This is a genomic window from Sphingobacterium hungaricum (assembly GCF_015210005.1).
In the GTDB taxonomy this organism is placed as follows: domain Bacteria; phylum Bacteroidota; class Bacteroidia; order Sphingobacteriales; family Sphingobacteriaceae; genus Sphingobacterium; species Sphingobacterium hungaricum.
Genome location: NZ_MU158698.1, coordinates 2109604 through 2123569, shown reverse-complemented (window position 1 = coordinate 2123569; position 13966 = coordinate 2109604). Strand labels below are relative to the sequence as shown.

Below are 13966 nucleotides of genomic sequence, written 5' to 3'. Positions count from 1 at the left end.
TTATTTCATGAACCCATTTTTAGAACTGGGAATCCGTCATGAAGTTGTTAATGCCATCACAGAGTTAGGTTTCGAGAAACCTTCTTCGATTCAGGAAAAAGCCATTCCTGTACTATTGACTGGCAACGATGATTTTGTCGGATTAGCCCAAACCGGCACAGGCAAGACAGCGGCATTTGGTCTTCCATTATTAGAGCAATTAGACTTTTCTCAAAAACATCCACAAGCGTTGGTCTTATGTCCAACACGTGAATTATGTTTGCAAATTGCAAAAGACATTGAAAAGTATGCTAAATACATCGACAACGTGAATGTTGTAGCTGTATATGGAGGTGCAAATATCAGCGACCAACTACGTCAGATCAGACGTGGTGTGCAAATTGTAGTAGCGACTCCAGGTCGTATGCTAGACATCATTGGACGTAACGCCATTGATTTTTCTCAAGTTAAATATGTTGTCTTAGATGAGGCAGATGAAATGTTGAACATGGGCTTCCAAGAAGACATCAACACTATTTTATCTGAAACTCCAGATGATAAAAAAACATGGCTTTTCTCGGCAACCATGCCAAGAGAAGTGCGTCGTATCGCGCAAAAGTACATGACTGATCCTGTTGAATTGACAGTAGGAACAAAAAATACTGGAAACGCAAACATCGAACACCATTATTATTTGATTCGTGCAAGAGATAAATACGCAGCATTCAAACGCATCGTAGATTCCAATCCTGAAATCTTTGGTATCGTTTTTTGCCGTACGAAAATCGAAACGCAAGAAATTGCTGAAGCATTAATCAAAGACGGTTATAATGCAGACTCATTACACGGTGATTTATCACAACAACAACGTGATAAAGTGATGAAACGTTACCGTGAACGCAATTTACAGTTATTAATTGCAACGGACGTGGCTGCCCGTGGTATTGATGTGAATGATGTTACCCACGTAATTAACTTTTCTTTACCAGATGAAATCGAAAACTATACGCACCGTTCGGGTCGTACAGCAAGAGCTGGTAAAACAGGGATTTCTATCTCTTTAGTAAACATTAAAGAACAAAGCAAAATCCGTCAGTTAGAAAAGGTAATTGGCAAACCATTTGAACGCAAACAAGTTCCTCAAGGAACTGAAGTGTGTGAAAAACAATTATTCAGTATCGTTAACAAAATCCAAAGTGTTGAAGTAAACGAGGCGCAGATTGCACCATTTTTACCAGGCATCATGGAAAACTTAGCTGAGTTAAGCAAAGAAGATATCATCACGCGTTTTGCATCTTTAGAATTCAATAGATTCTTAGAATATTACCAAAATGCTCCTGATTTAAACATCGATGCTAACGATCGTGGCGATAGAGGTGAACGTGGAGAAAGAGGTGATCGCGGAGATCGTCGTCAAGGATCTAAAGGTTTCACTCGCTTGTTTATGAACTTAGGTTCTGTGGATGAATTATCCCGTGGAGACATGTTAGGATTTATCTGTAACAATGCTAAAATCACTGGAAAATCAATTGGTAAAATTGACATGAAAGGTGTATTTACATTCTTCGAAGTAGAAGATGCTGAAGTAGAGAAAGTTTTTGAAGGATTCAAATCTGTAGATTTCAACGGCCGTCAAGTACGTATTGAAGTTTCTGGTGACAGAGATAGAAATAGTGCAGATGGTGGTGGTCGCTCACGCGGCGGAGATCGCGGTGGATTCGGAGGCCGATCTGACCGTCCAAGAGGTGATCGTCGTCAAGGAAGCGGAAGCGGTGAACGTCGCGGAGGTTTCGGTGGCGAGCGCAGAGATCGTCGTGAAGGTGGAAACAGCGGAGGTGGATTTAGAGATTTCTCCGGAAAACGTAGAGAATCAAAAAGCAAGTACTAATCGTACATTCGCATAATAAAGAAAGCCAGGTTTGAAATTCAAACCTGGCTTTTTTTTATTAATTCAAAATTCAAAAGTAAAAATTCAAAAAATGGGGAATAAAATTTGGCTAAAGCCAAATGAATACCATTTTTTTTATAAATGGTCTAAAACCAATCTCTACTGACTATTCTTCATTCGTAACTGAATTCTTCTAGACCTGCGCAAACGAGATTCCTTTACGGGATAATGTCGGTTTTTGGTGATGTTATTGAAAATTAAAGCAACAACAAACAGAATCAACGCTCCCGAAAGAACAGGGCTCAACACATACCAATAGCCCAAGCTAGCTATTTTTGTCCCACCGCTGACTGCAATTAATGCGGTCGCTCCACCTGGCGGATGCAAGGTTTTGGTAATCTGCATAAAGACAATGGAAAATGCAACAGCCATAGGTGCGGTAATCCATAGAATATCCGGAAATAGTTTGGCCACAGTCACTCCGACAAGTGCAGAAACTACATGCCCTCCTATTAAATTTCTGGGTTGTGCGAGCGGACTTTGAATTGCGCCATATATTAAAACACTTGACGCTCCAAATGAACCTATCAAAAATAGATTTTCTAGATTCGGAAGGCTTAATGATTGAATGTAAGCAATGATTCCAATTCCGACAAAAGCACCAAGAAAGGACCAAAATTGTTCTTTTGGATTAACTAATGTTTCTTTGTAAAACACATAGCGATAAACCCTAAGCTGACGGTTTAGCTTCTTGTTCGGCATCCAATTTTATTTAGACCGCTGTCTAATCGCCTCATAGACGATTACTCCAGCTGATACCGAAACATTCAACGAACCGATTGTTCCTAACATTGGAATTTTTGCCAATTTATCGGCTATGCGAATTAAATCATCGGAAACACCGGTATCTTCAGCTCCCATAATGAGGCATGAAGGAACTGTATAATCCACATCATAAATGGAATCTGTCGTCTTTTCCGTTGCGACAACTAGTTGTACACCAGATTCAATTAAAAAACGGCCAGTTTTGCCCAATGAATCCTCACGGCAAACAGGAATTTTAAACAATGCTCCAGCGGAGGTCTTAATCGCATCGGGATTTATTTCGGCAGAACCTTTTCGAGGTACGATAATTGCATGAACTCCTGCACATTCTGCGGTACGGGCAATCGCGCCCATGTTGCGCACATCGGTAATTCCATCCAGCATCAGAAACAATGGCGTTTCACCTTTCTCATAAATCAACGGCAAGATATCTTCAACACGTTCGTAAGTAATTGGCGAAATAACAGCGATTACTCCCTGGTGATTTTTTCGCGTAATGCGGTTTAATTTTTCAATTGGAACTTGCTGAAAGGATAAATTATGCTCTTTCAATAAGGATTTCAGTTCCAATAATAAACTACCGCTTAATCCTCTCTGTACAAAAATGGATTCAATCTCTTTTCCGCTATCAATGGCCTCAATTACGGCACGTATGCCGAATACCATTTGGTTTGTTTCTCTTTTGTCAGATTGATCTCTGCGCTGAAAATTTTGCATGTTGTCTGTTTACTGCTATAAATATGGTGTGTCAACTAGCTTAGGCCTAAGTTGAATTTTCTTCGTAATGTTTCTAATGATGGGTTTTTCTCTACCATCGCTTGGTATTTTTCCTGGGATGTGTAAGGCTTGCGAACTTTCTCTTGCTCGACTGAAATGCCTTCCAAATCCAGTGCAAAGTTCTTAAGTTCTTGTCTTAGGAAATTCAATATATCTATTTTACCCAATTTAAGTTCATCCATCTGAACCATATTCTCTACGTCCACCTCAATTTTATTCCCTGATAATCTTGGCGCGTTGGATGTCATGATGGTAAATAAGGTAATTTTGCTTTCGGCTTTTACGCGTTTGGCGAAATCATGCCATTTACTGAGAAACTGCTCGAATGTAATTTCGGAAAATTCGCTTCCTTCAATCAATTCGATTTCTTCCGATTTCTCTTCTTTCTTATCCTCAAAAATTGTTTGCAGATTAGGCAACGCTAATGATGGCGATAAGGTGACTTGGCCCCAGCCTTTTTTTTCTGTTTTAACAGGTTCGGCTGGCGTACTTGTTGCGGTTGCCTCAACTTTTGGCGCTATTGGTGCTACTGTTTTTGCAATTTCCGGAGCTTTTGCCTGAGTCGAAGATTCGACGGGTTTTGTATTAACGGCTTGAGTCGGGATTATTGTTTCAGGTCGTTTTTTTTTTACATCATCGGTAGTCGATGATGTGCCTGCATTTAATTTTTGGAGCTGGATGACAGCGTGAATATGGCACATTTTGAGCAAAGCCAATTCGACCTGCAAACGTTGATTCTTGCTTGTTCGATAATTGATTTCACACTGATTTGCAATATTCAGTGCCGAAAGCAATACACTTGAACTTATTTTCTTCGCTTGTTCCAAATATTTTTGCTTAATCGTCTCGCTTACCTCCAACAACTTAATTGTCGATGGTTCTTTGGCAACCAATAAATTCCGCAAATGCGAGGATAATCCATGAATAAAATGTCCTCCATCAAATCCATGATTCAATATATGATCGAAAATCAACAAAACATCCGCGGTATTCTGACTGTCAATGGAATCGACAACCTTAAAATAATAATCGTAATCAAGGATATTTAGATTATCAATAACCGCTTGATAGGTAATGTGCTTATTCGAAAAACTAACAATCTGGTCAAACATGGAAAGCGCGTCGCGCAATCCCCCATCTGCTTTTTGAGCAATGATATGCAATCCATCATTGTCGTATTGAATTTCTTCTTGCTTCGCAATGGATGCCAAATGACTAGCCATGTCTTCAACCCGAATCCGATTAAAATCGAATATCTGACAACGTGATAAAATTGTCGGAAGAATTTTATGCTTTTCAGTTGTTGCCAAAATAAAAATAGCATAGGAAGGCGGTTCTTCTAATGTCTTCAAAAAGGCATTAAAAGCTTGTTGCGACAGCATGTGCACCTCATCGATAATATAAATTTTATATTTCCCGACTTGAGGCGGTATGCGGACCTGCTCAATCAATGAGCGGATATCATCAACCGAATTATTTGATGCCGCATCTAATTCATGAATGCTGAAGGAATTTCCATTCTGGAAAGAAATACAGCTCTGGCATTGGCCACAGGCCTCAACACCGTCAGAAATATTTTCGCAATTGATGGTTTTCGCTAGAATACGAGCACAAGTCGTCTTACCAACTCCGCGCGGACCGCAAAAAAGAAATGCTTGGGCTAACTGATTGTTGTGAATGGCATTTTTTAACGTGCTTGTAATGTGCGACTGTCCAACCACAGAATCAAATGTGACGGGTCTATATTTACGAGCTGAAACGATAAAATTTTCCATTGCTACGAAGATACGGAAATTAATAAAGGAGCGCAATACATCTTAAAAACAAAAGCGTGATAAAACAGCTGAATTCGATTAAAACCAAATTGCTGTACATAAAAAAAAGATTGCAGGGCGCAATCTTTTTCTACCAAAATTAAATTCATCTGATCGTGTTTCCCAACAGAATCGAAACATTACTAAAAAATTACTCAATACAAATCTAAGCGAGTAATATTAGCTAGTCCTTAAGTTTCTATTAAATAATTACTTATTTACAACTTCGATTTCTTTCTTCGCAACATGTTCACGTCCGAACATATCAACCGCTCTGACCTCTATGCTGTGTTTTCCTGCTGATAATTTAGACAGAGGAAATTTCCATAAGTGAGAAGAAAGAACAGGGCTTGAAGGTCTGCGTCCTGCAACAAATTCTGTCGCAAAATCATATTTATATACTTTGTTCGAAAAGTCAGGATCGATTTCTTCTGCATAAACTGCTTTTTTCCATTTTTCACCATCAATTCTGTACTCGACTACATCGGTAGAACGTCCGATAAAGAAATTAGCGTATACCGTAAATCTTCTGCTGTATTTTTCTGATACCACATCTGGAGAAATTACAGAGATTTGATACGCCTTATCTTTTCCAGCAACTTGATAATCGAATGTGTATTTATTTCCTTTTACGTGCAATAGAGCATACCCTTTTGGCGTACCGTCACGCATGGTCGAAGCAGGAATTCCTTGCTCATTTAAACTGCCAGAATACCAATCACCAGATGTGGTACCTACATTGTATTCATGATGTGGTTCTTCAGCCGATCTTCCGGATTGATTTCCAGCAAACAATTGCGTCTGAAAATGGGTGTGCGCCGACATTGAAAATGTATTTGGATATTCTGCCAATAAATCAAACAATCTCTTCGCTTGCTCTTCATCAAAACCTAAACCAACAATTGGAATATGGTAGGCCAAAATAATCAATTTATCTTTCGGCACTTGTGCCAAATCATTTTTTATAAACTGAAATTGATCTTCACGAAAGCCTCCTGTATATCCTTTTCCAGTCGCAGGATTTGGATAAATGATGTTATCTAAAACAATAAAATGTGCATTTCCATAATTAAACGCATAGTTATTCGGACCAAAAGCACGTTCAAAACCTTCATCAGAAAGACTGTCGCTTGTCACGTCGTAGTTCATGTCATGATTTCCCATGACGTTCCACCATGGCAAACCCATTGTAGAGATTGCTTCTTTATAAGGTTGGTGCAAGGTTAAGTCGTCTCCAACTAAATCACCCAAACTAATTCCGAAAATGGCTTGCTTTTTATCTTGGATGTCGTCGATAATTCCTTTTTTAAAGAAATCCAATTCTTCAACAGTATAGGCTTGAGGATCGCCAAAAACAAAAGCTGTAAAATCATTTCCTTCAGGGGATTCTAACAACGGAAAGTTTAATTGTTTTGGAATTTTTCCGGTTGGAGCTGTGCCTGCATATTTTAATTCAGGAGATCCTTGTGGTTTGTGGATGTAATAATATTGAGGAAGATTATGCTGATCTAGCGGAAATGTGAAACCTGCTGGCTTAATTACAAAAATGATGTTGTCATTGGAAACAGGAAGTGTGTATTTTCCTTTGCTATCCGTTGCAACAACTTCACGGCCATTGCTTACGCTTACATTTTCAAGACCTTTTTCATTCCGATCCAATTTTCCATTTTTATTCTGGTCAATAAAAATAATTCCGGAGACTTGATCTTGTGCATATAGACTCGCTGAGCAAGTAAATAGGAGACCAATGCTGATTAATAAACTTTTCATATAGGGTTGATATTTTCAGCAAAATTACTAAAAATTTACACCCTTGGTTATTATGAAAACGTTATTAGAATATTAACAAACCGTGTAGAATCGATCAGCAATTACCTAGCTTTAGCTTCTGCAATTATGCGCAGAACCTCATCGATGGTTGTTTTTGTAGCTTCTTTCATTTTTACGACGCCTGGATAATCCGCATCGAAAGTCACTTGTTTTGATTTGTCTTTGTAGGTGTATTTCAGAATGTAACGAGGGATCTGACGGTTAGGATCTAGATCTGCATTGACCGTTGTCATGTCGTCGTCTACATTGAAAAAACCCAAAGTTTGTGCCTTTCTATGTAAGTACAACAAATCATCGTCACGAAGTTTCAGTTTTTCTTTAACCACCTTATCATCGGAAGTGACATATTGGTAATCTTGTGTCTTGGAATTGTAGCTATTCAGCATTTCCTGAGGATAACCATACGTAATCTCGATGGATTCAAAATCCGAAAAGCGAAAAGGTGCGTTTTTAATCATCGCCGAATAGTAATAGCCACAATAGATAAAGAAGGGAACAATAATACAAAGGGCTAAAAAAATCTTTTTTGACGAATCGTTCATGATATTAACTTATGCGGACAAAAGTACGCAATTGTATGCTAAAAAGGCAATAGATTTTGAATGAATCGTCATGTAGATATCAAGAAATTAACCCTTGGGCGTTCCTGCTCTTGTAAAATATTTGTAGTACCAAGTATCTTTGATATCCGAAATGATCACGCCTCGTTTGGTTGAGACATGAACAAACTTATTGTTTTGCAAATAAACACCGACATGGTCTATGTTTCGGCCACCAAATGAAAAGAAGACCAAATCACCTTCCTTCAATTGGTTCTCATATTTCCGTTTCACATGTTCAGCCATATCTCGCGATGTTCTAGGGAGATTTTCATTATAGACTTTCGAATACAGAATGCCGACAAAAGCAGAACAGTCAATCCCATTTTTTTGCAAACCTCCCATGCGATGAGGACTTCCAATCCATTCGTCAATAAAATTATACAATTCTTTATTGTTCAAGCTTCTTTCACTGACCCCTAATATTTCTGCATAATTGGCTAATGTATTTCCTTTTCCAGAAGCTCCTCTTGCTGAGGAAGCATCCGAATAGACTTTTCCTGAAGGCGATGAGCCTTTGCCATGCAATACGGTCGTTTTCTTTCGAGCACCGCAAGAGCTAAGCACAAGAGAAACCAGTACAATGATTGCGAAAGATTTCAGACTATTTGTTGTTAAATTCCTCATAGCTTTCCAAAAATAATTTTCCAAGAACAATAAGTAAAGCGATACTTTTCCACAATTGTTATTTAATTTCGCGCCGTATGGAAAAGTTAAAAGGTGGAATAGCTGTTTTTATCGGTGCTGCGAGTTTTGGAATTCTTTCGACTTTCGTCAAAAAGGCGTATGAAGCAAATTTCAATTTAGGCGAAGTCGTAGGCGTTCAGGCGCTGTTGGGAATGGCCATATTATGGATGATTTATCTTTCTTTAAAACTATTCAAACCGAACAAACTCCAGAAATACCCAAGCAAATCATCGAAGCTGAAAATTCTGATCAGCGGGTTTTCAACAGGAGCTGTCAGCATATTGTATTACCAATGCGTGCAACTAGTTCCCGCATCGATCGCGATTATTCTATTGATGCAATATATCTGGATTGGGATGTTGATAGAATTTATATTCTTCAAAAACAAACCTTCGGTCAAGCAACTAATTGCCGTGGTTTTCATCTTAGGAGGAACTTTGCTAGCGACAGGATTATTAGAAAACCAAGATGGAAATCTTTCCATTCCTGGAATTGTATACGGGATGTTGGCGGCGACTGCTTATTCGATCTTTTTAATTGTCAACGGCCGCGTTGGAAATGACTACCCTCCTATCCAAAAAAGTGCGATTATGATTACAGGTGCTTTTATTTTGGTCATGAGCATTTTACAGCCAATCAGCTTATTTAGCAAAGAAGTGTTTACCGGAATTCTACCTTATGGATTATTGCTAAGCATTTTTGGAACAGTTATTCCCCCACTCCTATATGCTTATGGAATGCCAAAAACAGGATTTTCAATCGGGAATATTCTGACGGCTGTTGAATTGCCGGTAGCAATCAGCATGTCTTATTTTATCTTACACGAATATGTAAGCCTTTGGCAATGGATTGGGGTGATTTTTATATTAGCCGTGATTGTATGGCTAAACAAACCTAAAAAATCAGAATTGCTTAGCTAAAAAGTTATAAATCAACTATCTTAATGAACCAATACTTCGGCAATTTCCTCACAATCCACATCGCCATTTTCGGATATGGAAGTGAATTTAACTAGGATAATTTCATTCACTAACAAAGGATCATAAAGCGCACGAACTTTCACATAGTTTTTGGAAAATCCATGCATGTAACCATCTTTAATATCGCCTTCGAACAATACTTCCCCTGTAGCTTGCAATTGAGAATCATAAAATGCACGTCTTTTTTTCTCGGAAAGAATATGCAACATTTTACTGCGGTCTGAACGCTGAGCTCCCGGAATAGCACCTTCCATTTGCGCAGCAATTGTATTTTCACGCTCTGAATAGGTGAATACGTGCAGATAGGAAATATCCAATTCGTTCAAGAAGTTATACGTATCCAAAAACTCTTCGCGCGTTTCGCCAGGAAATCCAACAATAACATCCACGCCAATGCAACAATCGGGCATTAAGGATTTAATTTTTGCAACACGCTCCGCGTACAATTCGCGTTTATAGCGGCGACGCATTTGTGCCAACACTTTATTGTTTCCAGCTTGCAGAGGCATGTGGAAATGTGGGACAAAACGTTTGGACTGCGCAACGAACTCAATGATTTCGTTTGCTAATAAATTCGGCTCGATGGATGAAATCCGAATGCGGTCAATGCCTTCGACTTCGTCCAATGCTTTCACCAAATCCAAAAACTTATCTTTGCGTTTGCCATCTCGAATACCGAAATCTCCGATATTGACGCCAGTCAACACAATTTCTTTTACGCCTGAATTCGCAATTTCTTCTGCTTGACGAACGATGTCTTCGATCTTACCCGAACGGCTCGCTCCGCGCGCCAAAGGAATCGTACAAAAAGTACAAGAATAATCACAGCCGTCTTGCACCTTCAAGAACGTACGTGTGCGGTCGCCGATTGAAAATGCCGAAACAAATTGATTCGTTTCTTCAATTGGCGCATTATGCACGATTGCTTTTTTGTTTTTTGTTAGATCATCAATATGTTCGATGATGTTGAATTTCTCCGCCGCACCCAGCACCATATCCACACCAGGGATTTCAGAAATCTCTTTGGGTTTCAATTGCGCATAACAACCAACAATCGTGATGTATGCATTGGGAGAATGCTTTAATGCTTCCTTCACAACCTTGCGGCATTTCTTGTCCGCATTATCCGTCACCGAACAGGTATTGATTACATACACATCCGCTTCCGAATTGAAGTTTGTGGTTTCGTAACCTGCATTTTGAAAAATCCTCCCGATGGAAGAAGTTTCTGAAAAATTCAGCTTACAGCCTAAAGTATAAAAAGCAACTTTTTTCGTATTCATAACAAGTGGCAAAAATACACAAAATCTTCCTAAATGTGAGTTGTTGAAAAATTGTGAGATTTCAATGATTCAAAAACGCTTATCTTCGTAAAAAGAAATTCCTTTCATGAAGCAATATTTAGATTTACTGAAACATGTGTATGCGGATGGCGTAACCAAAACGGATCGGACAGGAACAGGCACAAAAAGTGTGTTTGGATACCAAATGCGATTTAATTTAAAAGAAGGTTTCCCATTAGTAACGACCAAAAAATTACATCTGCGTTCGATTATTCATGAGTTAATCTGGTTTTTGAAAGGAGAAACAAATATTCAATACCTAAAAGAAAACGGTGTCAGTATCTGGGATGAATGGGCAGATGAGGATGGAAACCTAGGCCCTGTCTATGGTTCTCAATGGAGATCATGGCCAACACCTGATGGCGGACATATCGATCAAATTGAAAAAATTATTCATCAGCTAAAAAATTCTCCTGATTCGAGACGTATTATCGTTTCGGCTTGGAATGTTGCAGAAATTGAAAATATGGCTTTGCCTCCTTGCCATGCATTCTTCCAATTTTATGTTGCGCCAGCACAACCTGAAAAAGGGTTGATGAAGCCTCAATTGTCTTGTCAATTGTATCAACGCAGCGCAGATATTTTCTTGGGCGTACCTTTCAATATTGCATCGTATGCTTTGTTGACAATGATGGTTGCGCAGGTTTGTGATATGGAAGCCGCAGATTTTGTACATACTTTAGGCGATGCACATATTTACAGCAATCATTTTGAACAAACAGAAACGCAATTGAGCCGCGACCCAAAACCTTTGCCTCAGCTGCATATCAATCCTGATGTTAAGAATATTTTTGATTTCAAATTTGAAGATTTCGAATTGACAAACTACGAATTTCACCCGCATATCAAAGCGCCTGTTGCTGTATAACGCGACCGCATAATTACCTTTTAAAATTTCTATGAGTACGCTAAAAATTAGTTTAATTGTTGCGGCAGCAGAAAACAATGCCATTGGCAAGAACAATCAAATGCTTTGGCATCTGCCAAATGATTTTAAATATTTTAAAAAAATAACGACTGATCATTCCATAGTCATGGGCAGAAAAACCTTTGATTCGATCGGAAAAGCTCTACCTAACCGACGCAACATCGTCATCACCCGAAATCAGGATTTCAAAGCGGAAGATGTGGATGTTGCAAATAGTGTAGAAGAAGTATTGTTGTATTGTCGAGATGAGCGCGAGATTTTTATTATCGGGGGCGCTGAAATCTATAAACAAGCATTGCCTTTGGCACAGACGATTTACCTCACACGAGTACATACGACGATTGCCGGCGATGCATTCTTTCCCACGTTTCCACTGGAGGAATGGAAGCTAGTCAGTGAAGAATCCCACGAGCCCGACGAGAAACATGCTTTTGCATATTCCTTCGAAGTCTACGAAAAAATAGCATAAAAGAAAGCCCGATATTCGGGCTTTCTGGCTAAAATTATGTACCTTTAATTATTAGTTTATTTTATCCAAACCCGTATGACAGAAGAATCATCTATACATTTTCACCTATCCTTTATTGAACCTCAAGCACATTATGTGAACGTGAAAATGACCATCAAAGGATTTCGAAACCAAGAGTATATAGATGTTAAAATGCCTGTTTGGACGCCCGGATCATATTTGGTTCGCGAATATGCCCGGCATGTAGAACAGTTTGTTGCGAAATCCGCATCTGACGATCAATTGGATTTTCAAAAAATCAACAAAAATACTTGGCGAATAAATCATTCTGGTGAAGATCTAGTCGTTAGCTACTCGATTTATGGATTCGAAACATCGGTTCGAACAAACCACATCGATGATTCGCATGCGTTTTTAAGTCCTGCGGCAACATTTCTGCACGTAGCTGGCCATATTCATCAGGAAGCAACAATTACTATTGACTTACCAAAAACATGGACAAAGATTTCAACCGGACTACAGAAATCTGAATCGGATCTTTTTACATATTATGCAGCAAATTTCGATATTCTGTATGATGCGCCATTTGAAATCGGGAATCAAGATGTTTGGTCATTTGATGCCGCTAATGTACATCACGAATTTGCCATGGTTGGTTCGGGAAACTACGACAAAGACCGCATCGCAGCAGATGTCACAAAAATCGTAGAAGAAGAAACCCGAATTTGGGGATCGAATCCAAATGATTTCTATGTGTTCATTACGCATAACTACCAAATCGGTTCTGGTGGGTTAGAGCATTTAAATTCAACAGTTTTAGGCGCCACGCGTTCGGGATACAATCAAGATGTATTCTACAAAAATTACTTGAGTTTGGTTGCCCACGAATATTTCCATTTATGGTTAGTGAAACGTTTACGGCCAAAACCATTGGGACCATTTAATTACGATGAAGAAAATTATACTTCTTTATTATGGATCATTGAAGGATTCACGGCCTATTACGACAATCTGATTACTCGCCGCTGTGGGTTTAGGGATGAAAAAGATTATCTTCAAATGTTGGCTCTAGAATTCAATACGGTCTATAACCGACCTGGATTTGAATACCAATCGGTCGGCTTGGCAAGTTTTGATACCTGGATCAAGCAATATCGTCCTGACGAGAACTCAGCAAATACAAGCATTTCTTACTACAACAAAGGCGCTATGCTAGCAGTTGCATTGGATACCAAAATCATTCGTGAAACGAATGGAGTTTACCGTTTGGATGACGTATTGAAAGCAGCTTACACGCATTTCTACCTAATCGAAGGAAGAGGTTTTGAAGAAAAAGAATTTCAGCTCTTGGCTGAAGAAGTCACTGGCGTATCGCTGTCCGAAATTTTTGGAGCAGTCTATACGTTAGAAGAATTAGACTACAACAATTATTTTAATCCGATGGGTTACGAATTGGTAGATTTAAACGAACACAATCAATCCCTGTCGTTAGGCATTAAAACAGCCAACAATGATACGCGCATACTTATCAAAGGAGTGGATCGCGATTCGGGCGCTTGGCATGCGGGATTGAATGTCAATGATGAAATCATCGGCGTCAACGGTTACCGTTTGGATCCGAATGGAAGAGAACTGGAGCATATTATTCATGACAGTCATGCAGGGGATGTGATCGATGTATTAGTTGCTCGCGACGGACTATTAAAAACTATTCCAGTCACAATCGGATACAGTGATAAAAAGGCTTACATTATTCAGCCCTTGGAAAATCGATCAGAAGAACAGCTTCGATTGGGTTCCATTTGGTTATCTTTATAAAAACAAAGAGGCGATAATGAAAATTATCG

Annotated in this window: 12 protein-coding genes; 5 read left to right on the top strand and 7 right to left on the bottom strand. The window is 39.0% G+C overall.

The features are described from left to right. Positions 1-7: 7 nt before the first annotated feature. Positions 8-1867 (top strand): DEAD/DEAH box helicase, encoded by a 1860-nt coding sequence (locus C4F49_RS12435; RefSeq protein ID WP_196936157.1) that lies wholly within the window; start codon positions 8-10, stop codon positions 1865-1867. A gap of 159 nt (positions 1868-2026) precedes the next feature. On the opposite strand, the gene C4F49_RS12430 is transcribed toward C4F49_RS12435, so the two are convergent. From C4F49_RS12430 to C4F49_RS12405, 6 genes are all read right to left on the bottom strand, one after another. After that, on the bottom strand, positions 2027-2629 hold the full coding sequence (locus tag C4F49_RS12430; protein ID WP_196936156.1) for an HPP family protein: 603 nt from the start codon (positions 2627-2629) through the stop codon (positions 2027-2029). Positions 2630-2635: 6 nt separating this feature from the next. Beyond that, positions 2636-3409 (bottom strand): 23S rRNA (guanosine(2251)-2'-O)-methyltransferase RlmB, encoded by a 774-nt coding sequence (gene rlmB, locus C4F49_RS12425; RefSeq protein ID WP_196936155.1) that lies wholly within the window; start codon positions 3407-3409, stop codon positions 2636-2638. Between the two features lie 35 nt (positions 3410-3444). After that, on the bottom strand, positions 3445-5244 hold the full coding sequence (locus tag C4F49_RS12420) for a DNA polymerase III subunit gamma/tau (RefSeq protein ID WP_196936154.1): 1800 nt from the start codon (positions 5242-5244) through the stop codon (positions 3445-3447). A 249-nt stretch (positions 5245-5493) separates the two neighbouring features. After that, positions 5494-7053 (bottom strand): calcineurin-like phosphoesterase C-terminal domain-containing protein, encoded by a 1560-nt coding sequence (locus C4F49_RS12415; RefSeq protein WP_196936153.1) that lies wholly within the window; start codon positions 7051-7053, stop codon positions 5494-5496. A gap of 101 nt (positions 7054-7154) precedes the next feature. Beyond that, positions 7155-7571, bottom strand: coding sequence for a hypothetical protein (locus tag C4F49_RS12410; RefSeq protein ID WP_196936152.1), 417 nt, complete (start codon positions 7569-7571; stop codon positions 7155-7157). A gap of 171 nt (positions 7572-7742) precedes the next feature. Continuing rightward, entirely contained in the window at positions 7743-8339 is a 597-nt protein-coding gene (locus C4F49_RS12405) for a C40 family peptidase (RefSeq protein WP_196936151.1), read from the bottom strand. A gap of 77 nt (positions 8340-8416) precedes the next feature. Here C4F49_RS12405 and C4F49_RS12400 point away from each other — a divergent pair, with 77 nt between their 5' ends. Further along, positions 8417-9319 carry an EamA family transporter gene (locus tag C4F49_RS12400; protein ID WP_196936150.1) on the top strand — a complete coding sequence of 301 codons (903 nt, stop codon included), beginning with the start codon at positions 8417-8419 and terminating at the stop codon, positions 9317-9319. A gap of 20 nt (positions 9320-9339) precedes the next feature. On the opposite strand, the gene mtaB is transcribed toward C4F49_RS12400, so the two are convergent. After that, complete coding sequence (mtaB, locus tag C4F49_RS12395) at positions 9340-10662, bottom strand: tRNA (N(6)-L-threonylcarbamoyladenosine(37)-C(2))-methylthiotransferase MtaB (RefSeq protein WP_196936149.1); 1323 nt, start codon at positions 10660-10662, stop codon at positions 9340-9342. Between the two features lie 106 nt (positions 10663-10768). Between mtaB and C4F49_RS12390 the strand changes: the two genes are divergently transcribed. The 3 genes from C4F49_RS12390 (at position 10769) to C4F49_RS12380 (ending at position 13937) form a co-directional block, all read left to right on the top strand. Then, positions 10769-11590 (top strand): thymidylate synthase, encoded by an 822-nt coding sequence (locus tag C4F49_RS12390; protein ID WP_196936148.1) that lies wholly within the window; start codon positions 10769-10771, stop codon positions 11588-11590. Positions 11591-11621: 31 nt separating this feature from the next. Then, positions 11622-12119 (top strand): dihydrofolate reductase, encoded by a 498-nt coding sequence (locus C4F49_RS12385; protein ID WP_196936147.1) that lies wholly within the window; start codon positions 11622-11624, stop codon positions 12117-12119. A gap of 75 nt (positions 12120-12194) precedes the next feature. After that, positions 12195-13937 (top strand): M61 family metallopeptidase, encoded by a 1743-nt coding sequence (locus C4F49_RS12380; RefSeq protein WP_196936146.1) that lies wholly within the window; start codon positions 12195-12197, stop codon positions 13935-13937. Positions 13938-13966: the final 29 nt, after the last annotated feature.